The organism is Mesorhizobium sp. M0106, assembly GCF_040322715.1.
In the GTDB taxonomy this organism is placed as follows: domain Bacteria; phylum Pseudomonadota; class Alphaproteobacteria; order Rhizobiales; family Rhizobiaceae; genus Mesorhizobium.
Genome location: NZ_JAMYUA010000019.1, coordinates 18,098 through 43,750, shown reverse-complemented (window position 1 = coordinate 43,750; position 25,653 = coordinate 18,098). Strand labels below are relative to the sequence as shown.

23 protein-coding genes and 1 pseudogene are annotated in these 25,653 nt (G+C 63.0%); 14 read left to right on the top strand and 10 right to left on the bottom strand.

The window, feature by feature from the left end; translation table 11 throughout:
- The first annotated feature begins 17 nt into the window (after nt 1–17).
- Complete coding sequence (locus NKJ55_RS19355) at nt 18–2,105, top strand: PAS domain S-box protein (RefSeq protein WP_352451254.1); 2,088 nt, start codon at nt 18–20, stop codon at nt 2,103–2,105.
- 90 nt (nt 2,106–2,195) lie between these two features.
- Here the strand turns inward: NKJ55_RS19355 and NKJ55_RS19350 are convergent, their stop codons facing one another.
- Complete coding sequence (locus NKJ55_RS19350) at nt 2,196–2,600, bottom strand: hypothetical protein (RefSeq protein ID WP_352451253.1); 405 nt, start codon at nt 2,598–2,600, stop codon at nt 2,196–2,198.
- A gap of 420 nt (nt 2,601–3,020) precedes the next feature.
- On the opposite strand from NKJ55_RS19350, the gene NKJ55_RS19345 reads away from it, so the two are divergent.
- Nucleotides 3,021–4,223, top strand: coding sequence for an aromatic ring-hydroxylating oxygenase subunit alpha (locus NKJ55_RS19345; RefSeq protein ID WP_352451252.1), 1,203 nt, complete (start codon nt 3,021–3,023; stop codon nt 4,221–4,223).
- Nucleotides 4,224–4,235: 12 nt separating this feature from the next.
- Here the strand turns inward: NKJ55_RS19345 and NKJ55_RS19340 are convergent, their stop codons facing one another.
- The 3 genes from NKJ55_RS19340 to NKJ55_RS19330 are packed head-to-tail and all read right to left on the bottom strand — an operon-like array spanning nt 4,236 to nt 6,180.
- On the bottom strand, nt 4,236–5,039 hold the full coding sequence (locus tag NKJ55_RS19340) for a DUF429 domain-containing protein (protein WP_352451251.1): 804 nt from the start codon (nt 5,037–5,039) through the stop codon (nt 4,236–4,238).
- Nucleotides 5,036–5,920, bottom strand: a complete 885-nt coding sequence (pdxY, locus tag NKJ55_RS19335; RefSeq protein ID WP_352451250.1) for a pyridoxal kinase PdxY — start codon at nt 5,918–5,920, stop codon at nt 5,036–5,038. Before pdxY ends, NKJ55_RS19340 begins: the two co-directional genes overlap by 4 nt.
- Before the next feature lie 8 nt (nt 5,921–5,928).
- Nucleotides 5,929–6,180, bottom strand: a complete 252-nt coding sequence (locus NKJ55_RS19330; protein ID WP_023678142.1) for a hypothetical protein — start codon at nt 6,178–6,180, stop codon at nt 5,929–5,931.
- 161 nt (nt 6,181–6,341) lie between these two features.
- Between NKJ55_RS19330 and NKJ55_RS19325 the strand changes: the two genes are divergently transcribed.
- The 6 genes from NKJ55_RS19325 to ppa all read left to right on the top strand — a co-directional run bounded on the left by NKJ55_RS19325 (nt 6,342) and on the right by ppa (nt 10,811).
- A complete protein-coding gene (locus tag NKJ55_RS19325) occupies nt 6,342–6,986 on the top strand; it encodes a LemA family protein (protein WP_352451249.1) in 645 nt (214 codons plus the stop codon).
- Between the two features lie 167 nt (nt 6,987–7,153).
- Nucleotides 7,154–7,996, top strand: a complete 843-nt coding sequence (locus NKJ55_RS19320; protein WP_352451248.1) for a TPM domain-containing protein — start codon at nt 7,154–7,156, stop codon at nt 7,994–7,996.
- A gap of 76 nt (nt 7,997–8,072) precedes the next feature.
- Nucleotides 8,073–8,891 (top strand): TPM domain-containing protein, encoded by an 819-nt coding sequence (locus NKJ55_RS19315; RefSeq protein WP_502904494.1) that lies wholly within the window; start codon nt 8,073–8,075, stop codon nt 8,889–8,891.
- A 10-nt stretch (nt 8,892–8,901) separates the two neighbouring features.
- Nucleotides 8,902–9,540, top strand: coding sequence for a TPM domain-containing protein (locus tag NKJ55_RS19310; RefSeq protein ID WP_352451246.1), 639 nt, complete (start codon nt 8,902–8,904; stop codon nt 9,538–9,540).
- Nucleotides 9,541–9,657: 117 nt separating this feature from the next.
- Entirely contained in the window at nt 9,658–10,164 is a 507-nt protein-coding gene (locus NKJ55_RS19305; protein ID WP_023678138.1) for a GNAT family N-acetyltransferase, read from the top strand.
- A 116-nt stretch (nt 10,165–10,280) separates the two neighbouring features.
- Nucleotides 10,281–10,811, top strand: a complete 531-nt coding sequence (gene ppa, locus NKJ55_RS19300) for an inorganic diphosphatase (protein ID WP_352451245.1) — start codon at nt 10,281–10,283, stop codon at nt 10,809–10,811.
- Between the two features lie 17 nt (nt 10,812–10,828).
- Here ppa and NKJ55_RS19295 read toward each other — a convergent pair whose 3' ends face one another.
- Nucleotides 10,829–11,419, bottom strand: a complete 591-nt coding sequence (locus NKJ55_RS19295; protein ID WP_352451244.1) for a hypothetical protein — start codon at nt 11,417–11,419, stop codon at nt 10,829–10,831.
- Between the two features lie 98 nt (nt 11,420–11,517).
- Nucleotides 11,518–12,123, bottom strand: coding sequence for a TetR/AcrR family transcriptional regulator (locus NKJ55_RS19290; RefSeq protein WP_292664336.1), 606 nt, complete (start codon nt 12,121–12,123; stop codon nt 11,518–11,520).
- Nucleotides 12,124–12,205: 82 nt separating this feature from the next.
- Between NKJ55_RS19290 and NKJ55_RS19285 the strand changes: the two genes are divergently transcribed.
- Complete coding sequence (locus NKJ55_RS19285) at nt 12,206–13,489, top strand: MFS transporter (protein WP_352451243.1); 1,284 nt, start codon at nt 12,206–12,208, stop codon at nt 13,487–13,489.
- A 280-nt stretch (nt 13,490–13,769) separates the two neighbouring features.
- Nucleotides 13,770–15,343 (top strand): annotated as a pseudogene (locus NKJ55_RS19280) (alkaline phosphatase D family protein).
- A gap of 46 nt (nt 15,344–15,389) precedes the next feature.
- Here NKJ55_RS19280 and NKJ55_RS19275 read toward each other — a convergent pair.
- Complete coding sequence (locus NKJ55_RS19275) at nt 15,390–15,671, bottom strand: hypothetical protein (protein ID WP_352451242.1); 282 nt, start codon at nt 15,669–15,671, stop codon at nt 15,390–15,392.
- A gap of 198 nt (nt 15,672–15,869) precedes the next feature.
- Between NKJ55_RS19275 and typA the strand changes: the two genes are divergently transcribed.
- Both typA and NKJ55_RS19265 read left to right on the top strand, forming a co-directional pair.
- On the top strand, nt 15,870–17,699 hold the full coding sequence (gene typA, locus NKJ55_RS19270; protein ID WP_352451241.1) for a translational GTPase TypA: 1,830 nt from the start codon (nt 15,870–15,872) through the stop codon (nt 17,697–17,699).
- A 16-nt stretch (nt 17,700–17,715) separates the two neighbouring features.
- The gene (locus NKJ55_RS19265; protein ID WP_352451240.1) at nt 17,716–17,925 is read left to right on the top strand and encodes a hypothetical protein; all 210 of its coding nucleotides are present in this window, start codon (nt 17,716–17,718) and stop codon (nt 17,923–17,925) included.
- A gap of 46 nt (nt 17,926–17,971) precedes the next feature.
- Here the strand turns inward: NKJ55_RS19265 and NKJ55_RS19260 are convergent, their stop codons facing one another.
- Nucleotides 17,972–18,598 carry a DUF1062 domain-containing protein gene (locus NKJ55_RS19260; protein WP_352451239.1) on the bottom strand — a complete coding sequence of 209 codons (627 nt, stop codon included), beginning with the start codon at nt 18,596–18,598 and terminating at the stop codon, nt 17,972–17,974.
- A 393-nt stretch (nt 18,599–18,991) separates the two neighbouring features.
- Here NKJ55_RS19260 and NKJ55_RS19255 point away from each other — a divergent pair, with 393 nt between their 5' ends.
- Nucleotides 18,992–19,606, top strand: a complete 615-nt coding sequence (locus tag NKJ55_RS19255; RefSeq protein WP_352451238.1) for a LysE family translocator — start codon at nt 18,992–18,994, stop codon at nt 19,604–19,606.
- Nucleotides 19,607–19,615: 9 nt separating this feature from the next.
- Here NKJ55_RS19255 and NKJ55_RS19250 read toward each other — a convergent pair whose 3' ends face one another.
- Nucleotides 19,616–19,939 carry a YciI family protein gene (locus NKJ55_RS19250; RefSeq protein WP_023678126.1) on the bottom strand — a complete coding sequence of 108 codons (324 nt, stop codon included), beginning with the start codon at nt 19,937–19,939 and terminating at the stop codon, nt 19,616–19,618.
- A gap of 137 nt (nt 19,940–20,076) precedes the next feature.
- Nucleotides 20,077–20,640 (bottom strand): peroxidase-related enzyme, encoded by a 564-nt coding sequence (locus tag NKJ55_RS19245; protein ID WP_352451237.1) that lies wholly within the window; start codon nt 20,638–20,640, stop codon nt 20,077–20,079.
- A 130-nt stretch (nt 20,641–20,770) separates the two neighbouring features.
- On the opposite strand from NKJ55_RS19245, the gene NKJ55_RS19240 reads away from it, so the two are divergent.
- Nucleotides 20,771–25,567, top strand: coding sequence for an NAD-glutamate dehydrogenase (locus NKJ55_RS19240; protein ID WP_352451236.1), 4,797 nt, complete (start codon nt 20,771–20,773; stop codon nt 25,565–25,567).
- Nucleotides 25,568–25,653: the final 86 nt, after the last annotated feature.

Here is a 25,653-nt window from a genome sequence, read left to right as displayed (position 1 = left end):
GGAAATGACGGCTGACCATGACGGCTGAAACAACACGCGCGGACATGCAGGGCGCCAGGCAGGGCGCGGCGATGGCGGCCGTGCATGTGGTTCGTCGGCTGCGCGAAGCCGGCGACTGGCAACGCGAAATGGAGGGTATTCTCCAGACGCTTTGCGAAGCCATGGATTGTCACCGCGGCATCCTGTTTCGCCTGCGCGAACTGCCCGGCCAGGGCTTCGCCCAATCGGTCGCCGCTTATTGGATCGCCCCCCGGTTTGGCGGCGAACTGGCGTCACCGACCGTCATCATGCAGTCGGTCGTCGATTCGGACCCATTGCTGGAACGGCTGGCGGAGGACGAGCGTCAAGGCAAGATCTTCGCCGGGCACACACGCGATCTCGAAGGCTTTCTGCGGACCGATTTCGAAAAGCAGAACATCAAGTCATTCCTGTCGGTGTCGGTCTTTTCGCACGGCAATTTGTGGGGCACGCTGGCGGTCAACGACTGCATCCACGAACGCGAATGGACCGACCAGGAAGAGGCGGCGCTGCACATGGTGGCACTCGCCATCGGCGATGCCATCGAACGGTCGCCCTCCGACGCGCATGCCAGCGACGTCATTCGCCGCACCATGCTGCAGGCCTCTCTCGACGCCATCATCGTCATCGACGAGACCGGCTCGATCATCGAATTCAATCCGGCCGCCGAGAAGATGTTCGGCTATAGGCGCAGCGATATCCTCGGCAAGGACCTGCTCGACACGGTCGTGCCGGAATATTACCGCAAGGGCTATGCGTCCGGCGCCGAATATATGTCGGGCCGCGGCGCGCCGATGGTCGGCCAGCGGCTCGAAACGGTCACCCAGAACGCCGCCGGCGAGGTTTTTCCGATCGAGCTGACGGCAACCGAGATGCGGGTCGCCGATCGCCAGCTGATCTTCGGCTCTATCCGCGACCTGCGCGACAGATTGCGCGCCGAGGAGGAAATCAACCGCCAGCGCGAAAAACTGCACCAGAACGAGAAGATGGCGGCGATGGGCTCGCTGCTTGCCGGCGTTTCGCACGAGCTCAACAACCCGCTGGCCGTGGTCGTCGCCCAGTCGACGCTGCTGCATGAATTCGCCGCCGATCCGCAGACCAAGGTGCGCGCCGAAAAGGTGCGCGCCGCTGCCGAGCGCTGCGGCCGTATCGTCAAGAGCTTCCTGTCGATGGTCCGCCTGCACCCGGCCGCACAAGCCGAAACCGACCTCAACCAGGTGATCCGCGCCGCACTCGAAGTGACCGCCTATGGTGCACGGTCGAGCGGCATCATCATCGACACCGATTTCGCCAGCGGCCCGTTGCTGGCCATGGCCGATGCCGACCACGTGACGCAGGTGGCCGCCAACTTCCTCATCAACAGCCAGCACGCCTTGGCCGGCGTTGCCGGCGACCGCCGGATCAAGGTCCGGACGTTTCGCAGCGACCGCGGCAATCCCGGATTCTCGGTCGAGGACAACGGGCCAGGCGTGCCGGAAGCGATACGCTCACGCATATTCGAATCCTATTTCACCACCAAGCCGGTCGGTGTCGGTACCGGCATCGGCCTGTCGATCTCGAAATCGATCATCGAGCGGCACAATGGCAATATCTGGTTCGAGGAGGTTTCGCCGAGAGGTGTGCGTTTTATCGTGCAGCTGCCGGCGATCGCTGCCGGCGCGGCCGCCGCCGGCGAAGCTCCGTCGCGGTCGAGCGGCTTGCGTCACGCGCTGATCATAGACGATGAGCCGGATGTCGCCGCGTCGCTGTCCGATATTCTGGAGCTGATGGGCATCAAGTCGCGGGTCGTGCCGGCCTGGGTCTCGGCCGCCGCGACGCTGAGCGGCCATGTGCCGCCGGACATCGTGTTTTCCGATTTGCGCATGCCCGGCACCAGCGGCATAGCCGCCTATCGCGAGCTACTCGCCGAAATGCCGGGTGTGGCGCGGCGCTTCGTGCTTGTCACCGGCGATCTGATCGGCGCGAAAGGCGAGATCGAAGCGCTGCCGGCGCAGCAGCGACCGCCGATCCTCGAAAAACCGTTCAGCACGCTGGATGTGCGCGGTGTGCTCTCGGCCATTGCCGAGCAGGCGGCTCTGGGCGGCTAGACTCCGCGATCTCGTCCCGGAAGAAAAAGGCTCCCGGCCGACATTGCGGCGGGAGCCTGACTGGAGTGCTGGAGGGCGCTCGCAAAAAAATCAAAAAACGTTCGGCGTATCGGCCAGCGGGGCGGCATTGGCGATCATGCGGACCGGCCGTGCCTTGCCCGACTGCGCAGCGATGACGCGCAGGCAATCCAGGCTCTCGGCGCCCCAGGCCTGCCCCTTGCAGGCAAAATCGATCTCCGGCATCGGCAGGCGCGCCGTCTTGGTGGTGGTTGTCGCGCCATCGATGAGGTTGGCCGGCGGGTTCAGTGAGGCGAAGGCCGGACCGATGGTCGGCGTCAACGCCATGCCGGCAAATGCGGCAGCCGCCAGCAGCATGAACATCGCCATCGGATGATCACTGGCGCGCTGGCGCAGCGCCAGCTTCGGGCGCCGGTCGTTACGCTGGGGACCCTGCTGGCGAAGGTCGGTATCGGTGATCTGGATTTTCGTACGCATCGTCGTTTCCTTCGGTCTTCTTCTTTTCCCTGTTGAAACGAACTTAATCGCACCTTGTAACCGGCCAACGATGATGGATTAACGACTGTGTAACCGGCATGAAACCAAGCCCGCGGCCATTCCTGGGCAAACCGATCCGGCGTAGCTGGCAGCACCGGTGGCATTCTGTGCTCGTTTTCCGCTACCCACGGCACCAGATCCACGTCGCTTTTCCAGGCCCACAGAGCGTCGGGCGGTCAACAAGTGTAAGGGGATTAACGTCTGGAATTCCCGGGATTTTCTCGACTTCGATCGTTCGGACTGGGCTCTCGAATCCCGCTCGATTTCCCGTCAAGAATTCGCCCCATTTTCCCAAGCCATTGCATTTCAACGGAAAATATGCTTTTATTGAACGAGTATTCAATAAATAAAGAGCCTTTTATGAACCCGCATCTGCGTGACGTGGCAACCCCCAACGATTGGGATCGGCGGGGGCTGCCGGGCTGGAGCTATCATTCCGACGCCTTGCTCGAACTCGAGAAAGAGCACGTCTTCCGCAACCATTGGCAGATCGCCGGCCATGTCTGCGACGTGCCGAACGCCGGCGACTATCTGACGATGGATGTGGTCGGCGAGCGGGCGCTGATCGTGCGCGGCAAGGATGGCGTTGTACGCGCCTTCAACAATATGTGCCGCCACCGCGGCAGTCGCGTCGTTGCCGACAGCCAGGGCACTTGCAAGAATGCGCTGGTCTGCCCCTTTCATGGCTGGGTCTACAATCTCGACGGCACGCTGCGCGGTGCTGCCCGCCCCCGCACCTTCCCCGACCTCGACAAGACTGAATTCGGCCTGATGCCGCTCGAGCTCGAAATCTGGATGGGCTTCATCTTCATCCGTTTCCGCAAGGGTGGGCCGCAGCCATCGGTGGCCGAGCTGTTGAAGCCGATCGAAGCCGAGATTGCCCATTACGGCGTCGCCGAGATGGTGCCGTCCTGGGGCATCTGGACCCAAAAGACGCCGGTCAACTGGAAATCGGTGCGCGATGTCGACAATGAAGGCTACCACGTCGCCATGGCGCATCCGGCGCTGCAGGACCTTTACGGTGCGACCTATTTCGACGAGCCGTTCGTCAACGGCGTGTCGCGCTCGTTCGCCACCTACAATCCGCATGCCGGACGGCGCTGGAGCGTCGCGCAGTACATCAAGCTCGCACCCGAGGCGAAGCACCTGCCGGAACACCTGCGCAAGGCCTGGATCTACTACGGCATCTTCCCGAACAACGTGCTGTCGATCATGCCGGAATCGGTGCAGTTCTATCAGGAATTTCCGCTGTCGACGGGTGAGACGCTGCTGCGCGGCGCCATCTACCGCTATCGCGACGAGACCAGGGAACAGGCGGCAGCCCGCTACCTATCCTACCGCATCGACCGCGACACGCTGGCCGAGGATGTACAGCTTTCGATATGGTCCAACGAATCCATGCTGTCCGAAGCCTTCGGAGGTTTTTACCTCTCCGATCTCGAATATGGCGTGCGCACCCACCACGACCATTTGCGTAAGCAAGTTCCCGTGCTCGGATTGGAGACCGCGCCCGAGGAGAAGGATATGTGGGCACTCAACGAGGCGCTCAGATCACGCTCCTGACGCCCCCGGTCCTCAGGCCCAAATGGCGACCGGAATGCCGAAACGATCGGCGAGCGGCGGATCCGGAAACGGCATTGCCTCGCCTCTGACGATGCGTCCGGCAACCACCATCATCGCCGCAGCATCGAGGAAATCGTCGGCGGCCGCGCCGCGCGGCGGCGTCTGGTCGAGAAAATCCTGGCTATAACCATGCCGGGCAAGCAGCGCCTTGCGTTCGGCCATGCCGGCCGGATTGATGTTGCCCCTGATCTTCTTCGGCAGGCGCATCGCCCGGTCGCCGTTCAGTTTGCAGAAGGCAACTTCCGGATGCGATTCGAACACGCGGCTGCGTAGTTCGGGGCGCGCGATCAGCAGCGAATCGATCTCACGGATCTTGGCGAAGATGCCGAAGGCCTGGATCGAGACACCGCGCGGCGGATCTGAGGTCGTCCTGGCTATCTCACTTGCCTTGCGATGTGCGGCGTACCAGGCGTCGACAGTGGTGAAGGCTTCGATCTCCGCGTAGAGCGCGGCGCGGGAGGGGATGGCAAAGACACTGGACTGCCGGGCCCCGAGCAGCGGCCGCACCAGCGCCTCCGGGCCGCGACCGCCTCTTTGCGAGAAATCGGGCAGGCCGATTGGCATATCGACCGCTACCAACGAGTCGGCGGGCAGTCGGTCGAGCAACGCCGCGAAGCTTGGGAAAACGGCTGTCGACGGTGCCGCACCGGGATCGCGGCGGACGGCTATCCAGCCGGCCTTGCAACCGTCGACGCCGACAAGCACAACACCCCAGGGCGCATCATCCTGGGGCACGGCGTCTTCGGCCTGCGTCACGCCCGGCGGTCCCGTTCCGGATGCAGCAGATGGCGAAGCTGCACCATCGCCATTGGGTGCGATAGGCTCTGGGCATCGGTCTCGAGCTGCAACTCGTCGCCGCCGCGCTTGGCGGTCCGCGCCAGGATCTCGTAGACCGCCGCCGTGGTCGATTGCAGCGCCTTGGCGGCCGGCTGGCCGGACAGGATCCGCGCCAGGTAGACGGCCGCCGTCAGGTCGCCGAGCCCATTCGGCGGCTTCTCGATCAGGCGATGTTCGGCAAGCAGTGCCTCTCTGCCGGCGAGCAGTAAATTGCCGGTGCCGCCGGCCATCATCGCCGGCGCCGATGTGACCAGCATGGCCGGTGGGCCGGCCTGCAGGGCTGCAGCCATTGCCGATTTCAAGTCGGGCAGCGGCGCTCCGGCCATCCATTCCAGCTCGTAGCGGTTGGGCGTGGCGATATCGGCGATCGGCATCAGCCGGTCTCGCATGGCGATTGCGGTCGGCTCAGGTACGTAGAGCCCGCCCGAATCGCCCATCACCGGATCGCAGATATAGAGGGCGTCCGGCGTCTTCGCCTTCACTGCGCCGACCAGCGAAGCGACGGCTTCGGCCTGGCCAGCCTCGCCGAGATAGCCGGACAGCACGGCGCCGACCTCGCCCAGCCACGGCGCGCGCTCGAGGTCGGCCATCAGCGCCTTGAACTGGTCCAGCGGCGGCACGATGCGGGTGGCCCGGCCATGGCCCGGATGCCAGGGCAGGATGACGGTCGGTACCGCCCAAACCGGAAAGCCGAGCGTCTCCAGCGCAAAGACAGCGGCACGGTTGCCGACCGAGCCACGGGCGACATGGCTGGAGACGACGATGACCGCGCGCGGCGCGTCGGTTTTTTCGGCACTCATTGATTTTCCTAACTGCCCCTGGTGACGAAAAGCACGAGCCAGATCAACAGGCCGATGGCAATAAGCAAGCCCGCTGCCCGACCGATGCGGGTGCCCCAATATTCGATCGGGTCCGACCGGTCGGCATCGGCCGCGGTGACGTGGTCGCGCGCGCCTTTAGTGGTTCGTGCAAGGAACGAGGTGCCCCCCGGGTCGGTCTCGCGCGCCACCCGTTCGATGATGCGGCGTGATTCCGCGTCGCTGTCGTGGCGTTTCGCCATGGTGATGTCCCGTTTTATGCCGAGCTTAACCCGTTCGCCTCGTCTGTCACAGGGCCCGACGGCGAATGGCAGAAACCAGTAACACTTCTCGGCCGAAGTCATTTTCTTACGCAAGGATTGTGCTAATGCTTCGCCTGCCAATGCTATCGAGGGGACTTATCATGCTTGCCCAGCGCCTTTCTTCGCCGCCAATCTTCCGTAATTTAGCTGCGTTCCTGGTTATGGCCGTCATGCTGCCGCTGCTTGCCGGCTGCGGCTACAACACCGTTCCAACAGCTGAGGAAAACGCCAAGGCCGCATGGAGCGAGGTGTTGAATCAATACCAGCGCCGCGCCGATCTCATCCCCAATCTGGTCAACACGGTCAAGGGCTACGCGGCGCACGAGAAGGACACGCTCGATGCCGTGGTCGAAGCGCGCGCCAAGGCGACGCAGGTGACCGTGACGCCGGAAACGCTGAACAATCCGGAAGCCTTCAAGAAATTCCAGGACAGCCAGGCCGGCCTGACCAGCGCGCTGTCGCGCCTGCTGGCGGTGGTGGAGAACTATCCCGATCTCAAGGCCAACCAGAACTTTCTGGCGCTGCAAGCACAACTCGAAGGCACCGAGAACCGGATCACGGTCGCCCGCCGCGACTATATCCAGGCAGTGAGAGAGTACAATCTGACGCTGAGGACCTTCCCGTCGGTGATCTGGGCGACCTTGTGGTTCCGCGGCAACCAGCCGTTTGCGAATTTCACCATCGAGGAGGATAAGATGCAGCCGCCGAAGGTCGATTTCGGCACCAACACCACGCAAGGCGGGTGAAGAACAGCCGGTGAGCGTGGTCCCTATTGGCCTTGCACTCCGTAGCGCCCCCCTCTGCCCTACCGGGCATCTCCCCCTTAAGGGGGGAGATTGGCAGCTTTGGCTTCACCGCCCATCCTGCATCGTTGGAGATTGGCGAAAACAGCTGTGACAGCCGATCTCCCCCCTTGAGGGGGAGATGTCCGGCAGGACAGAGGGGGGCGCGACAGAACGCCAGCCTGGCCTTCCTGCTCGTCTTCCAAAGCCTTCTCCTCCTCCCGCTCACCGCCCTTGCCGCCGCACTGCCGGCGCTGACCGGACGGGTCGTCGACAATGCCGGCATCATCGATGCCACGACCGAGGCGGCGCTGACGCAGAAGCTTGCCGAGTTCGAGACGAAAGGGTCCGACCAGATCGTCGTCGCGACCATCCCCAGCCTCGACGGCGAGGAGATCGAGCCTTACGCCAACCGGCTGTTCCGCGCCTGGAAACTGGGCCAGGCGAAGGAGAACAACGGCGTCCTGCTTCTGGTGGCGCCGAACGACCGCAAGATGCGCATCGAAGTCGGCTATGGGCTGGAAGGCACGCTGACCGACCTGCACACCAAGCTGATCATCGAAAACGACATGGTGCCGGCCTTCCGTGCCGGCGATTTCTCAGGCGGCATCAGCAAGGCCGTCGACGACATGATCATGGTGCTGGAAGGCAATCCCGAAGAACTGGAGGCGCGCGGCGAACGCAACCAGCAGCCGCCGTTCAACAGCGACGATCTGTTCTTCACGATCTTCATAGCCATCTGGGCAATCATCTTTTTCGGCGGCCTCGCAGCCTCCATCCTGCCGCCGATCTTCGGCCAGAAGATCGGTCCCGGCCGCTATCGCTGGCTGGGCATGACCTTCGAGCCAAACCGGCGGTCGTCCGGCGGCTGGTCGGGAGGTTCCGGCGGGGGATGGTCGTCGAGTTCAAGCGGTGGCGGGTTTTCCGGCGGCGGCGGTTCGTCCGGCGGCGGCGGCTCATCGGGAAGTTGGTGACGAGATGACAAGACACGCCATCAGCCCGGTGGAATCCGGCCGTTTCATCAAAACGATCGGCACCGCGCTGTTGGCCATGGCGGTGCTGCTGGTCGGCTTCGCGGCCTTCGCCGCCGCACTGCCGGCACTGACCGGACGGGTCGTCGACAATGCCGGCATCATCGATGCCGCGACCGAGGCGGCGCTGACGCAGAAGCTTGCCGAGTTCGAGACGAAGGGTTCGGACCAGATCGTCGTCGCGACCATCCCCAGCCTCGACGGCGAGGAGATCGAGCCTTACGCCAACCGGCTGTTCCGCGCCTGGAAACTGGGCCAGGCGAAGGAGAACAACGGCGTCCTGCTCCTGGTGGCGCCGAACGACCGCAAGATGCGCATCGAGGTCGGCTATGGGCTGGAAGGCACGCTGACCGACCTGCACACCAAGCTGATCATCGAAAACGACATGGTGCCGGCCTTCCGTGCCGGCGATTTCTCTGGCGGTATCAGCAAGGCCGTCGACGACATGATCATGGTGCTGGAAGGCAATCCCGAAGAACTGGAGGCGCGCGGCAAGCGCAATCCGGCGAATGACAATCCTGTCGATCCCATCTTCATGCTGTTCATTGTCCTGTGGGCGACGATGTTCTTCGGCGGCTTGGCAATGGCGTTCCTGCCGCCGATCTTCGGCACGAAACTGTCGCCGGGCGTGTACAAGTGGCTGGGCATGACGTTCCGCTACGGCCGCCGGCCAGCTTCGTCATCCTCCGGTGGCGGTGCCTGGACGTCGGGGACCTCGTCCGGCAGTGGCTGGTCGTCGGGAAGCTCCAGCAGCAGTTGGTCGTCCGGAAGTTCCGGCGGCGGGTTTTCAGGCGGCGGCGGTTCGTCCGGCGGCGGCGGTTCTTCAGGAAGCTGGTGAGACATCAATCATGGCAACACGACCGATCAGCCCCGAGGATCATGAGCGCATCGCCGGTGCGATCCGCGCTGCCGAATCAAAGACCGACGGCGAGATCTACTGCGTCGTGGCGCATGCCAGCGACAGCTATTTCTTCCCGGCCGCTTTCATGGCGATGCTCGGCATGCTCGTCGTCAGCCTCGCCGTCGGTTATGGGCTGGAAGCCTGGTGGCTGTCGATCCGCTTGCCGCATTTCGTCATCGCCGAGCTTCTGGCGCTTGCCAGTGTGCTCATCCTGTTGTGGGCATTGCCGGCATTGCGCATCCATTTGGTGCCGAGGCGGCTGCGCTACCAGGCCGCCCACGCCAATGCGATGAAGCAGTTCCTCGCCCGCAACGTCCACCGCACCACGGCGCGCACTGGCGTGCTGGTGTTCGTCTCGATTGCCGAGCGCTACGCCGAGGTGGTCGCCGACAGCGGGATCGATTCTCGTGTCGGCCAGCATGTCTGGGACGGTGTCGTCCGCGACCTTACGGCGCATGCCGGCGACGATCGGCTTGCCGAGGGGTTCGTCAAGGCGATCCAAGCAGTCGGTGCGGTACTGGCCGAGCATTTTCCGGTCTCGACCGGCGACAGCAACGAACTGGACGACCATCTGGTCGAGATTTGATCTCGCCAAAAGCGGTTTCGCAGCGTCTCAAGGACGCACCGTCCGGCTGTGTGAAAGCATCGCGGCGGTTGACCGGACTCTTGCAATCGGGCGCAGCGGGTTTATGGTTAACCAATCATGAATACGCTGAGCATCGACATCAGGAAAGCCGAACCGCGCGATGCAGCCGCCATCGCCGACGTGCATCTCGAGGCCTGGCGCGGCGCCTATTCGGGCATCATCCCGCACCGCACGCTGACATCGATGATCAACCGCCGCGGCGCCGACTGGTGGGCGAATGCCATTCGCCGCGCTGCCACCGTCCTGGTCGTCGAAATCGGCGGCAAAATTGCCGGCTATGCGACGATCGGCAAGAACCGCGCCCGCGAACTCAGGCAGCAGGGCGAGATCTACGAACTTTACCTGCGGCCGGAATATCAAGGCATCGGGCTCGGCAGCCGGCTGTTCTCGGCCGCGCGGGCACGGCTGGCCGACCATGGCCTGAAAGGCATGGTGGTCTGGGCGCTGGAAGACAATCAGAACGCACTTGCCTTTTATGCCGGCGCCGGTGGCCGCGATGTTGCCGAAGGCGTCGAGATATTCGAGCAGAAGGCGCTGAAGAAGGTCGCTTTCGTCTGGGAATGACGGCCAGCGCATGATCCGGCCGGTTTTCGGTTCGGACGATCTCCCCGTACCATTCGCCGCATTGCACCATTCGCCGTCGCCCGCTATCGATCTCCAATCGAGAGAGGGATAAAGCGATGCGTATCGAAGCGATTGCCAGCGGAAAGAACCCGCCCGAGGACGTCAACGTCATTATCGAGGTGCCGATTGGCGGCGAGCCGATCAAGTACGAGATGGACAAGGAGGCTGGCACGCTGTTCGTCGACCGCTTCCTTCACACTTCGATGCGCTATCCCGGCAATTACGGTTTCGTACCGCATACGCTGTCGGGCGACGGTGACCCGATCGACGTATTGGTCTGCAACACGCGCGCGCTGGTGCCAGGCTGCGTCATCAATGTGCGGCCGATCGGCGTGCTGGTGATGGAGGACAATGCCGGCCAGGACGAGAAGGTGATCGCGGTGCCTTCGCCCAAGCTGACCTTGCGCTACGAGGACGTCCACGAATACACGCAATTGCCCGACATCACCCGCCAGCAAGTGCAGCACTTTTTCGAGCACTACAAGGATCTCGAACCCGGCAAATGGGTCAAGATCGAAGGCTGGTACGATGCGGCCTATGCCAAGAAGATGATCGTCGAGGCAATCGAGCGGGCCAGGCGCAAGTAATTATCGGGCGCAAATAATCAGTTGTCGACGCGGCCGAAAGCGGGCGCGTCGCCAAGCACCTCACGCCTGTCCTTGCCGCAGGCGAAGGTGCGTGCCTTCTCGTCGGCAAGCTTGCGCGCCTGATCGTTGGCGGCGGGATTGCCGGTGGCGAGCACAAGGCCGATCGTGCAACCTTCGTGGGCGTCAGGCTGGGCAACCTTGGCGACGATCAGCACTTCCGTCGACTTGTTCTCGCCCTCGGTATCGCTGATCGAGCGACGATGAATGACGGCGAAGGGAATGGCAGTTTTGCCGTTGGTTTCGATCCGCCACTCGACCTTGGGTCCAGCCGAATTGAGGCCGGAAAAGCTTTCCCAGACCGTGGTCATATCGCCAGGTGGAAAGCCGTAGAACAGCGATTCCCGCGCGTCGTCGTAGGAAACCAGCACCGGGTAGCCGCGGTAGCCCGAACAGGCGAGATCGGCCCAGTCGCCGTCGCCTTCCTCCGCTTGGGCATAGGTGACGCAGTCCTTCTCCCAATCGAGATCGGTATAGACGCTGGATATGTCGCCGGCCCGGGCCGCCTGGCAGAAACCGGCGAGGGCAAGCGGGATCAAGAGAGCGCGCATGGCGGAACAACTCAGTTCGGGGGGCGCAGCGTACCGTCAAATTTAGCAGCAGCCTAGAGGAAGTCAGGCTGCGCACAGTGGTCTGGTAAAACGGACCACTATTTCTTCAAGCTTGCCTCTATGAGAAGATCGGCGTTGCGGGCCACTGACTGCGCCGGTCCGCCGGCACCGAACAACTGACCGCTAATATAGGCGCCCTCGATCAGCAGCAGCAGCCCGTCGCCCAGCGTCTCGGCGTCGCCGGCGCCCATCGCCGCCGCCATGGCACGCAGGCGGCGGCGCAATTCCTGCTTGTTGGCCTCGCTCACGACGCGGGCCGGATGGCCATGTTCGGGATATTCGACCGCGGCATTGGTCATGCCGCAGCCACGATAATCGGGCCTTTGCGTACGCTTGCCGACACGCGTCAGGAAGGCGACGATCTGCGCGCGCGGATCGCCCGGATGGGCATTCACCGCCTCGTCGAAGCGCTCCCAGAATTCGAGGTCATAGTGCCGAAGGTAGGATGCGGCCAGCTCGTCCTTGGACGGAAAGCTGCGGTAGAGGCTGGGCTTGGTGACGCCGGCACGCCGCACGATCTCGTCGACGCCGATCGCCCTGATGCCTTGCCGGTAGAACAGATCGCGCGCCACCTGGAGAATCCGTTCGGCGGCGCGAGGCGGCGGTGCGTCATTGGCCTTGATCGTTGGTTCAATGCTTTTCATGCCTGGTCTGCCGATTAGCTGGTTGACAATGTTACCGGTCGGTACGTATGTTTCGCGCTCCTGCAACGTACCGGTCAGTAACATGATAACTCAATCCCGCCCGTTTGGCCAGCGCTACGCTTTCGTCGTGGTCGCCGTCATCTTCCTCTGCCTGCTGATCGCAGCGGGCCTGCGTTCGGCGCCGGCAGTCATGATGCTGCCGCTGGAGAACAGTTTCGGCTGGCGGCGCGACGTGGTGTCGCTGGCGGCGGCCACCGGCATCTTCCTCTATGGCCTGACCGGGCCGTTTGCCGCGGCGTTGATGGAGCGGATCGGGCTGCGCCGCACCTTGCTTGCCGCGCTGCTGTTGATGTCGGGATCGACCGCGCTCAGCCTGTTGATGACCAAACCGTGGCATCTGCTCCTCACCTGGGGCGTGTTTTCCGGCGTCAGCTCGGGCGCCGTCGCCACCGTGCTCGGCGCGACCATCGTCAACCGCTGGTTCAAGACCAATCGCGGCTTGGTGATGGGACTGATGTCGGCGTCCAGTGCCACCGGGCTGCTGGTCTTCCTGCCGCTGCTCGCCTCGCTCGCCCAGTCGGGCGGCTGGAGGCCGGTTGTCATCGCGGTCTCGGTTGCCACCGCCTGCCTGCTGCCGCTGGTCTGGCTGCTGGTGCCGGAGCGGCCGGCCTCCATCGGCATGGTGCGCTATGGCGCCGAGCTCGACGACGTGCCGCCGTCACCACCTGCCGCGCAAGGCAATTTCCTCGCGCATACGATGAGCACGCTGCGCCGCGCCGCCGGCACGCGCGTCTTCTGGTATCTGTTCGCCACTTTCTTCGTCTGCGGCTTCACCACCAACGGGTTGGTCGGCACGCACCTGATCGCCTTTTGCGGCGACATGGGCATAGGCGAAGTGCAAGCCGCCGGCCTGCTGTCGATGATGGGCATCTTCGATCTTATCGGCACGACGCTGTCGGGCTGGCTCACCGACCGTTTCGACCCGCGCAAGCTGCTCGGCGTCTATTACGGTATTCGCGGCCTGTCGCTGATCTATCTGCCCTATTCCGGCTTTTCGGCAACCAGCCTGATCATCTTCGCCGTGTTTTACGGACTGGACTGGATCGCCACGGTGCCGCCGACGCTCAGGCTTTCCAACGAGGCGTTCGGCGACCGCAGCGGACCGATCGTCTTCGGCTGGATCGTCGCCGGCCATCAGGTTGGCGCCGCGACAGCGGCCTTCTTCGGCGGCACCATGCGCGAGCTGCAAGGCAATTACGAGCTTGCCTTCCTGATCGCCGGTATGACGGCAATAGCCGCCGCCTGCATCTCGCTGCTGATCAATACCACCCGCCCGGCGTTTGATCCGGAACCGCAGGCGGCATAGGGCGCAATCGGCCGTGCTAATCTCCCCCCTTGAGGGGGAGATGGCCGCGAAGCGGCCAGAGGGGGTCGGTCCGACTGGGCTCGGCCCCTTATCGCCGATGCAGGAGGCCGGCGCTCCGTGCGAGACGACCCCCTTCTGTCGCCTTCGGCGACATCTCCCCCTCAACGAGGGAGATTCGCCAGCCTGTTCACTGTTATCAAACCTTCATCGTTTCGAAATGTGCCTGAAACATTGAAGCTGGAGCTTGGCGGCGACGTTCAATGCCATCCAGGAGACAGCCATGAACAAGATTTCGATGACGCGGCGCGCTTTCGTCACGTCGGCCAGCGCCGTTGGCCTGGTCGGCGCCTCGGGCCTCGCCCTTCCCTATTACTCGCGCGCCAATCAGCGCCCGGCGTTCACCCATGGCATCCAATCCGGCGACGTCGATGCCACCAGCGGCATGGTCTGGACACGCACCGACCGGCCGTCGCGCGTCATGTTCGAGGTGTCGTCGACCGAAAGCTTCACCAATGCCGTCCGCCTGGCGCCGCTCGATACCTCGCCGGCCAGCGATTATACGGTGAAGCGGCTGCTTACCGATCTCGCCTCCGACCAGGACATCTTCTACCGCATGGTCGCGGCCGATCTTGCCGACATCAACGCCGTTTCCGAGCCGGTCGTCGGCCGCTTCCGCACGGCACCTGCCTCGAAGCGCGACATTCGCTTTGCCTGGTCGGGCGACACCGCCGGCCAAGGCTGGGGCATCGACGAGACCGGCATGAAGACCTACGCCACCATTGCCAAGCACACGCCCGACTTCTTCCTGCATTCGGGCGATACGATCTATGCCGATGGTGCGATGAAGGACGAGGTCGACCTGCCCAACGGCGGCAAGTGGAAAAACAAAGTGCTGATCGACGAGAAGCGCAGGGTTGCCGAGACGTTGGACGAATACCGGGCGCAGTGGAAATACAACATGATGGACAGGCATGTGCTGGCGCTCAGCGCCATCTGTCCGACCTTCTATCAGTGGGATGACCACGAGGTGCTGAACAACTGGTCGGACTCGAAGGACCTGAGCGCCGACGATCGCTACACTGAAAAATCCATCCATGTGCTGGCGGCACGTGCGGCGCGCGCCTTCCACGAAATGACGACGATCCGTTACGAGCCGTCGGAGCCCGGCCGCGTCTACCGCAAGATCGCCTATGGTCCGCTGCTCGACGTGTTCTTCCTCGACATGCGTTCCTACCGCGGCCCCAACGGTTCGGATATGCAGGAGACGATGACGCCGCAATCGCGCATCCTCGGTGAACAGCAGATCAAGTGGCTGAAGCGTGAACTGGCGAATTCCAACGCAACCTGGAAAATCATCGCCGCCGACATGCCGCTCGGCCTCGTCGTCTGGAACGACGGCACCAAGAAGGTAGGGGCCGAGGCGGTCAGCAATGGCGACAATGGCCCGGCCAAAGGGCGTGAGCTGGAAATTGCCGACCTTCTTCGCTATATAAAGAATGCGGGTATCAGCAACACTGTCTGGCTCACCGCAGACGTGCATTACACAGCCGCGCATTACTACAATCCGGACAAGGCGCAGTTCCAGGACTTCAATCCGTTTTGGGAATTCGTTTCGGGTCCGATCCATTCCGCACGTTCGGGCCTAATGGTTTCGATATGACATTCGGCCCGGAGCTGAAGTTCATAAAGGCACCAACTGCCGAACAGGGTCAAAACCTACCGCCTTCGGCCGGCCTGCAGTTCTTCGGGCTCGTCGAAATCGATGGCGCCACCGAGCAGTTGACGGTGCGGCTGATGGATCGCGACGACAGCGAACTCTACAAGGTCACGCTCGATCCGGTGCGGTCGGCGTGAGCGACGGCGTCACTACCCTCGGGCCAGCCCGAGGGTAGGACGTATATCAATCGGGATAGCAGACGACGGGAATGTTGGGCCAGACGGCGCTGTCGCATCCGGCATTTTGCTGCCGCTGCTTGAAGGCGGCGCTGACCGGCCCGGTCACCACCGGATCGACGCCATCGGGAGCATCGGCAAAAAGCTGCTCCGCCGACGGCTTGTCGGACGGCAAAGCAGACCGCGTCTCCTTGAACGACGCCGCCGACTGCGCCGCGCCGGCCGCGAGGAGGACGGCGAGCGCGGTACATGCCAAAATCGGCCGGAGTTTGATGCCTATCTCGATCATGAAATTCGAACTGTCCGGACCATGAAAGGTTCCGCCTTGGTTAATAATTCCACTTCACACCAAGACATTTAAGATTTGGTGACTTTATTTGGTGGCTCGCCTCCTCTTTCGCAATTGCGAAAAACCCTGTATGAGCCGCCCAACCGAAAGAGGCAGCGCCTTTTGGCCTGCTGCCTGCAACGCTCCCGAGACCGAAACATGAAAATCCGCAATATCGCGATCATCGCGCACGTCGACCATGGAAAAACCACCCTCGTCGACCAGCTTCTGAAACAGTCCGGCTCGTTCCGCGACAACCAGCGCGTCGCCGAGCGCGCCATGGATTCGAACGACCTCGAAAAGGAACGCGGCATCACCATCCTGGCCAAGGCGACCTCGGTCGACTGGAAGGACACCCGCATCAACATCGTCGACACGCCCGGCCACGCCGACTTCGGCGGCGAGGTCGAGCGCATTCTGTCGATGGTGGATTCGGCCATCGTGCTGGTCGACGCCGCCGAGGGGCCGATGCCGCAGACCAAATTCGTGGTCGGCAAGGCACTCAAGGTTGGACTGAAGCCGATCGTCGTCATCAACAAGATCGACCGGCCAGATGCCCGCCACGTCGAAGTGGTCAACGAGGTGTTCGATCTTTTTGCAGCACTTGACGCCACCGACGAGCAGCTCGACTTCCCTATCCTTTATGGTTCAGGCCGCGACGGCTGGGTCTCGGAAAACCCCGAAGGTCCGAAGGACCAGGCTCTGGCGCCGCTGTTCGACCTCGTCATCAAGCACGTGCCGGCGCCGACCGTTCATCCCGGCCCGTTCCGCATGATCGGCACCATCCTGGAAGCCAATCCGTTCCTCGGCCGCATCATCACCGGCCGTATCGAATCCGGCACGCTGAAATCCAACCAGGCGGTCAAGGTGCTGCACCATGACGGCACCCAGGTCGAAACCGGCCGAATCTCGAAAATCCTTGCTTTCCGCGGGCTCGAGCGCCAGCCCATCGACGAGGCGCAGGCGGGCGACATCGTCGCTATTGCCGGCCTGTCGAAGGGCACCGTCGCCGACACGTTCTGCGACCTGTCGGTGACCGAGCCGCTGCACGCGCAGCCGATCGATCCGCCGACCGTGACGATGTCTTTCCTGGTCAACGATTCGCCGCTGGCCGGTACCGAAGGCGACAAGGTGACCAGCCGCGTCATCCGCGACCGCCTGCTGCGCGAGGCAGAAGGCAATGTCGCGCTGAAGATCGAGGAATCACCTGACAAGGATTCGTTCTTCGTTTCCGGCCGCGGCGAATTGCAGCTGGCCGTGCTGATCGAGACGATGCGCCGCGAAGGTTTTGAGATCGCCGTGTCGCGGCCGCGCGTCGTCATGCAGAAGGGCGACAGCGGAGAATTGCTGGAGCCGGTCGAGGAAGTCGTCATCGACGTCGACGAGGAGCATGCCGGCGTCGTCGTGCAGAAGATGTCGGAGCGCAAGGCCGAGATGGTCGAGCTTCGCCCTTCGGGCGGCAATCGCCAGCGCATCGTCTTTCACGCACCGACGCGCGGGTTGATCGGCTACCAGTCGGAACTGTTGACCGACACGCGCGGCACCGCTGTGATGAACCGGCTGTTCCATGCCTATGAACCTTACAAGGGTGAGCTGCCGGGCCGTACCAACGGCGTGCTGATCTCCAACGAACAGGGTGAATCGGTGGCCTACGCCATGTGGAACCTGGAAGACCGCGGCCCGATGGTCATCGACCCCGGCGTCAAGGTCTATCAGGGCATGATCATCGGCATCCATTCCAGGGACAACGACCTCGAAGTCAACGTGCTCAAGGGCAAGAAGCTGACCAACATCCGCGCCGCCGGCAAGGACGAGGCGGTGAAGCTGACACCGCCGATCCGCATGACGCTGGAACGCGCGCTGGCCTGGATCCAGGACGACGAGCTGGTCGAAGTGACGCCGAAGACCATCCGCCTGCGCAAGCTCTATCTCGATCCGAACGAGCGCAAGCGTTTTGAGAAGTCGGCGAAAGTGGTCGGCGCGGCATAAAGGGCAATACCGCGCAATGAGCGGTAAACTCGTCACGGCTGTCATATACGACAATCGACCCGAGGCCGAAGTTTGCGTGTCGATGCTCGACGCTTATGGAATTTATGCTCTCGCGAATTATCTTCTCGACACGGGCAGGCTTGGCTTGATCCATGTGCAAGTCGCCGACAGCGATCTCGATACGGCCAAGGGTTTGATTGGCTCGGCCTCCAAAGAGGGCGACTGACCCCTGGCCGTAACTGTCTCTGATTACGGGTGCCCTTGCCGTCGCCTCATCCACCTGCAGCCGAAATGATTTCGTCCCGGTCTGGTTCGCCAGACAGGTGGATCCGGATCGCCGTTCCCGCCCGCGCCGGCCGGCGCAAGGCTTTGGCCCCGTCCGGACCAACCACCTGCAATCGCTTCTCTTCCCAAACCTGTAGCCGCGATCGCGGGACACCGAGTTCGCTGGCCAGCAACCGGTCGAGCCGCAGCGTTGTCGGCATTTCGAGCCAGAGCTGAAGTTCGAGAGCGCTGGTATTTTCCGGCCTGTCCCCGAGCACCTGCTTATGAACGATGGCTTCGGGAAACTCCTCGACGCGCCCGATACTGCTTCGCAATGCGGCAACATCGAAAGCATGGCGCCGCGCCAGGACCGGATCATTGCTTTCGAGCGCCTGCAATATTGCCGGTTCGATATCGCGGCGGCTGCAGCGCTCCAGAATGCCGAAATTCCAGGAATTGTCGCAGTCGATGCAGCGGTAGATCAACCAGGCGTGAATGCGCTTGCCGTTGGCATTGACCCGGAATTTGCCGCTGCAGCGATAGGCTTTCAGGCCGCCGCAGCGATTGCAGTTGAGGTGAGGTCGAGGTGCGGTCTTGGGTGTGATCGCCCAGCGGATACGCAGTATCGAAGGCATGCCGAAAAGCCCTTCCCGTCGGGAAGTTCGTCAGATCGGCGATATCGAGAACCCTTGCGGGCACGGCGTGGCGAGAGACTGCGGTAGTTGGAAATCAGGTGTCGCGGGTGGTTATGCGCGACAGCGGTTCAGCAGTGCCAAACCGGTCTCGAACCGCCACCCGAGGAACACATGATGTGAAAACAGGCATCGCGACTGCGACGCCCTGCTCTGTGTTGGGGGAGTTGACGAGACCGGCGGTTACGTAGGCAAAGTGAAGCTCGGAAAGGATTTCGGAACGACATCTCTAGCCGTGAGGTGCCTGGCCGACAAGCCTTCTTTCGGTAGACGCTACCGTCGCCGGAACAGTTGGGTTATGTTGAACGACCCAAACATTTCAAACGAGACCGCGTTATGCATTTCACGTCGCTGCTGATTTTTGCCGGCGCCCTGCTAGTTGCAGCCGGCTCGCCCGGCCCATCGATCGCCGCTCTTGTGGCGCGGGTCATCTCGAAAGGGTTTCGCGACGTGTTTCCGTTCCTGCTTGCCATGTGGATCGGCGAAGCGATCTGGCTGTCCCTGGCGGTGTTTGGCCTCGCCGTGGTGGCGCAGACGTTCCATTTAGCCTTTGTCGTCGTGAAGTGGGTCGGCGTCGCCTATCTCGGCTGGCTTGCCTGGAAGATGTGGACGGCACCGGTCGAGACCAAGGAAGGCGCGCTGCCGCGCGAAGATTCGCCCGTCAGACTGTTCTTTGCCGGCATGGCGGTGACGCTCGGCAACCCCAAGATCATGATGTTCTATCTGGCGCTGCTGCCGACCATCATCGACCTCGGTTCGGTCAGCATGATCGGCTGGGTCGAGCTGACCGCGACCATGGCCGTTGTCCTGGTCGCTATCGATTTGACCTGGGTGCTCGCCGCATCACAGGCGCGCAAGCTGCTCAAAAGCAAGCGGGCGATGAAGATCGCCAACCGCGTCAGCGCCGGAACCATGGCCGGCGCTGCGGCGGCTATCGCGGCGCGGTCCTGAGCCGGCGCGTCAACCCATTTCGATTATCGGCGCAATCTCGACGCTGAAACCCGGGTCCGTCAGGATAGGACAATCCTTGGCTTTGCCGACGGCATCGTCGATGTCTTTCGCTTCGATGATGGTGTAACCGGCGGTCGGATTGCTACCGCCATTGTTCTCGACCTTGCCGCCGGGCAGCAGGGTCTTCGACATGCCGACTGGATTGCCACCGTCGACCACCGCTGAGCCAAGCTTGCCGTACCAGCCGTTCCAGGCATCCATCGCTGCCTTCCGTTCGGCCTCCTCGGTCGGCATCTTGCCCGAGCCGTGATAGACGTAGAGAAATTTCGCCATGTTCTCCTCCTTTGATCGGCGGCATCGAACCGGCATGCGGTCATGCCGCATGCCGATCATCGGACCAAACCGGCAAACAAGCAACGAGAATGCGAAGTAGCTAATATAATGTGCGGTTGGCTCGCAACGGCGGTGCCCTATCGCGCCATCGCATGGTATTCATCGTTCGGCCGCATATCGATTGCCGATGCCAGCCGGTTCGACATGTTGAAGAACGCCGCGGTCGAGGCGACGTCCCAGATGTCGCGGTCGGAAAAGCCGACTTGCCGCAGCGCCGCCCGGTCCGCTTCGACGATCTTTGCCGGCTGCCCGGTCAGCTTCACCGCGAATTCGAGCATGGCGCGTTGCCTGTCCGAAAGCTCGGCGGCGCGAAAATTCATCACCATCATCTCGCCGAAGGCCGGGTCGCCGGAAAGCTGGCGCACCGCCGCGCCATGCGCGACCAGGCAATAGTAGCAATGGTTGACCGACGAGACGGCCACCGCGATCATCTCGCGCTCGAGTTTCGACAGGCCGGATTCACCCAGCATCAAATCATTGTACATGTCGGTGAAAGCGCGCAGCTTCTTCTCGTCGAAGGCATAGGCGAGCAGCACATTGGGAACGAGGCCGAGCTTCTCCCGGCACTTGGCGAAATAGGCCTTGCTCGCGTCGCTCAGCTCCGCTGGTGCCAGGTCAAGCGCGGTAATTTTCTCCGTCATGGCGGATTTCTCCTCGTTTTCGCCAGGCTGCCGGTGAATTCCGACATTTCGTCGCAAGCCGTCAAACCTTTGTCGCCAAATACCCGTCATCTGTTAGCATAGCCGCAAAAACATGTGACGGGAGGGACTCATGGCCAGCGTAAAGTCAGCGAGCCGGTTGAAAAAAGCCGGCGTGACGAGGGGTGAAGCCGCGGGTGGCGAAAAGCCCGGCAGGCTTGCCGACTACTTGCTGGCCCGAGCTCCGGCCGAAGATGTCGCCGCCTATGACGTCATCGATCTCGAACGCGCTGCCGAACTCGCCGGCCGCGCAGTGGCCAGGCACAAGAAGGACGACTGCGTCGTTGCCATAGACGTCGATTCCGGTGTCGTCCGCCAGGGCCGGCCGATGACGGTGATCACCGTCGTCAACGACAACATGCCGTTCCTATTCGATTCCGTCCTCGGCGAGATTACAGAAAGCGCTGGCGAGCCGCTGCTGGTTACCCATCCGGTCATAGTCGTCAGGCACGGCAAGAACGGCGTCGAGGAAATCCTCGGCGATGGCGGTTATGCCAAGGGCGACCACAGCCATGACCGACTGAGCGTCATCCATGTCCATATCGGCCGCCTTTCGGCCGAGCAGGCCGAAGGCCTGGCCGCACGCCTGACCAAGCTGCTCGGCCAGGTGCGAGCCGCCGTCACCGACTGGAAGCCGATGCTTGCCCGCCTCGACCAGGCGATCTCGGAATTCCGCTACTCGCCAGTGCCGCTCGACAAGGCCCATGTCACCGAAGCGATCGCCTTCCTCGAATGGCTGCGCGACGACAATTTCACCTTTCTCGGCATGCGCGAATTCAACTACACCGGCGGCGAGACGAGCGGCATGCTCGAGCGCGCCGAAAAGCCCGGCCTCGGCATCCTTTCCGATCCCGACGTGCTGGTGCTCAGGCGCGGCACCGAAGCGGTGAGCACGACGCCGGAAATCCGTGCCTTCCTGCATGGGCCGGAACCGCTGATCGTCACCAAGGCCAACGCCAAGTCATCGGTGCACCGCCGCATCTACCTCGACTACATCGGCGTCAAGACCTACACCGGCAAAGGCGTGCTTTCAGGCGAGCTCCGTATCGTCGGCCTGTTCACCTCGACTGCCTATACGCGCTCGGTGATGAAAATCCCCTACCTGCGCTCGAAGGCGGAAACCGTCATTGCCAAATCCGGCTTCAATCCAAGCGACCATTCCGGCAAAGCTTTGATCAACGTGCTGGAGAGCTATCCGCGCGACGAGCTGTTCCAGGTTCCGGTGCCGATCCTGCGCAAGCATGCCGAAGCCATACTGGGCTTGATCGAGCGACCGCGCGTCAGGGCATTGGTGCGTGTCGACCAGTTCGACCGCTTCGTCTCCGTGCTCGTCTTCGTGCCGCGCGACCGCTACGACAGCGTCGTGCGCGAGAAGATCGGCACCTATCTGAAGACCGTCTTCGAAGGCCGGCTGTCGGCCTATTATCCGGCCTTCCCGGAAGGCGGGCTGGCGCGCGTCCATTTCATCATCGGCCGCTCCGGCGGCAAGACGCCGAAGGTCGAGCAGGCGACGATCGAGGCGGCGATCCGCGACATCGTACGGACCTGGGACGATGCACTGCGCGAGACCGCGACAGAGACCGGCGCCGATGCGAGACTCACGGCCATCGCCTCGCGTTTTTCGGAAAGTTATCGCGACAGTTTTCCGCCGGCCGTGGCGCTGGCCGACGCCGGGCGCATCGCCAAGCTCGATACGTCAAATCCGATCGCCATCGACTATTACCGTCACACCGTCCAGAAGCCGCATCAGGCTGCGCTGAAGATCTATCACCATGGCAGCCCGGTGGCGCTGTCGCGGCGCGTGCCCGTGCTGGAAAACATCGGTTTCCGCGTCATCAGCGAGCGCACTTTCGAGGTCGGCGACATTCAATCCGGCATGGTCTTCATCCACGACATGGAACTCGAGAACAGCTACGGCAGGCCGATCGACCTCGGCAATGGCGGCGCGCTTTTCCAGGATGCGTTCCTTTCCGTCTGGCGCGGCGATGTCGACAATGACGGCTATAACGGCCTTGCCCAGACCGCCGGCCTGTGGTCGGGCGAGATCACTGTCCTGCGCGCCTATGGCCGCTATCTGCAGCAGGCCGGCATCCCGCAGAGCCAGGATTTCATCGCCGCCGCGCTCAAACGTTATCCCGAGATCGCCCGCGGCCTGCATGCGCTGTTTGTCGCCCGCCTCAGCCCGACGGCCGAGACGGAAGGCGTCGTTCAGGCCAAACATCTGAAAGCCAAGATCACGGATGCGCTGGAAGACGTTCCCAACATTGACGACGACACCATCATCCGCCGTTATCTGAACCTGATCGAAGCCTCGCTGCGCACCAATCATTTCGTTGCCGATACGAAACAGAAAGGCCAATCGCTGGCGATCAAGCTCGATTCGCAATCGGTCGACGGGCTGCCGGCGCCGCGGCCATGGCGAGAGATCTTCGTCTACGGCTCCGAGGTCGAGGGTGTGCATCTGCGCTTCGGCCCGGTCGCGCGCGGCGGCCTGCGCTGGTCGGACCGTGCGCAGGACTATCGCACCGAGGTGCTCGGCCTGGTCAAGGCACAGCAGGTCAAGAATGCGGTGATCGTGCCGGTTGGCGCCAAGGGCGGCTTCTACCCGAAAAAGCTGCCGATGAGCGCCGGGCGCGACGCAATTTTCGAGGCCGGCACGGCCGCCTACAAGAATTACGTTTCCAGCCTGTTGTCGATCACCGACAATATCGGGCTGGACGGCGTCGTCCCGCCAGCCGGCGTCGTGCGGCGCGATCAGGATGATCCGTATTTCGTCGTCGCCGCGGACAAGGGCACGGCGACCTTCTCGGACATCGCCAACGCCATCAGCGAAAGGCACGGCTTCTGGCTCGACGACGCTTTCGCCAGCGGCGGTTCGGCCGGCTACGACCACAAGAAGATGGGCATTACCGCCAAGGGCGCCTGGGAAGCGGTCAAGCGGCATTTCCGCGAGATGAACCGCGACATCCAAACCACGCCGTTCACCGTCGTCGGCGTTGGCGATATGTCGGGCGACGTGTTCGGCAACGGCATGCTGCTGTCGGAGCAGACCCGGCTGATCGCCGCCTTCGATCATCGCGACATCTTCATCGATCCCGATCCCGACATGGCCGCTTCGATGGCCGAGCGCCGGCGTATGTTCGCTCTCGCCCGCTCAAGCTGGCAGGATTACGACAAGACGAAGCTGTCCGAAGGCGGCATCATCGTCTCGCGCAGCCAGAAGTCGATCACCTTGCCGGCCGCCGCGGCTGCAGCTATCGGCCTCGGCAAGACAACGGCCACGCCGGTCGAGATCATGAGTGCCATCCTCAAGGCGTCAGCAGATCTTTTGTGGTTCGGCGGCATCGGCACCTATGTCAGGGCATCGGGCGAGACCAACCAGGACGTCGGCGACCGTGCCAATGACGCGATCCGCATCACCGCGCTCGACCTGCGTGCCAAGGTCATCGGTGAAGGCGCCAATCTGGGCGTCACGCAGTGGGCGCGCATCGAATTCGGATTGAATGGCGGCCGCTGCAACTCAGATGCGATCGACAATTCGGGCGGCGTGAACTGCTCGGACGTCGAGGTCAACATCAAGATCGCGCTGGCTTCCGCCATGCGGAAGGGATCGCTGACGCGGCCGTCGCGCAACAAATTGCTGGCCGAGATGACCGACGAGGTCAGCGCCCTGGTGCTGTCCAACAATTACCAGCAGACGCTGGCGCTGTCCCTTGCTCGCAAGCGCGGCCTTGCCGACATTGCCCATCAGAGCCGCTTCATGGAGGCGCTCGAGGCGCGCGGGCTGCTCGACCGTGCCGTCGAGACGCTGCCGTCGCCGGCGGCTCTTGCCGAGCGCGATGCGCGCGGCGAGCCGCTCACCCGGGCCGAGCTCGGCGTGCTGCTTGCCTATGCCAAGATCGTGCTGTTTTCCGATATCGTCGCCAGCGACGTGCCGGATGATCCGCATTTCGACCGCGACCTGATGGGTTACTTTCCCGACCGCATGGCAAAGAAATATGCGGCGGAAATCCACGGCCATCGCCTGCGCCGCGAGATCATCGCCCGTGCCGTCGCCAATGACCTGGTCAATCGCGGCGGTCCGTCCTTCGTCAACAGGCTGCAGGAAGCGACCGGGCGCAGTGCCGCCGATGTCGTGCGCACCTTCGCCGTGGTGCGGGATGGCTTTGCACTGCCGGCGCTGTATCGCCAGATCGACGCGCTCGACAACCAGATCGACGGACAGATCCAGCTCGACCTCTATCAGGCGGTCAGCCGGCTGATCTATGTGACGAGCGGCTGGTACCTGAAGAACGATGCCGGCACTGCACTGCTCGGGCAGCGGATTGCCGAGTTGCAGGATGCGCGCAAGGCGCTTGAGCCGAAGCTCGTTTCGCTGCTGCCGGCCTTCTCGCGCGAGCGGATCGAGGAGCGGCGGCACAGCCTGTCGAGGGGCGGCGCGCCCGAGAGCCTTGCCGAGCAACTGGCGTTGACCGATGTGGCGGAACTCATCCCCGACATAGCGCTGACGGCGCGGACGGCAAATGCCGGCATCGTCGCTGCCGCCAAGGCGTTTTTTGCAGTCAGCGATGTCTTCCGTATCCCGCGCGTCGAAGATGCGGCGCGCTCGATCACGCCCTCGGATTATTACGATCAACTGGCGCTTTCCCGCGCTACCGACACGATCGGCGCGGCCAGGCGCGGCATCGCGGTGGCGGCGCTGACCGGCCATGCCGAGGCGGCGGATCCGGTGTCGGCATGGTTGGAGGCCGGCGGCGAACGGGTCGGACGCATCCGCGAGCGGCTGCAGGCGCTGACCGAGGGCGGCGACATCACCGTGTCGCGGCTGTCGGTGGCGTCCGGCCTGATGAGTGATCTGACGCAGCTGTGAGACGTCTTCCACATCGCGCGGGATTGCCGGGAAGAACTGCGCTATTGAGCGAACGGCGCCCTGCGTTGGGGGGCACCGGAGCATGA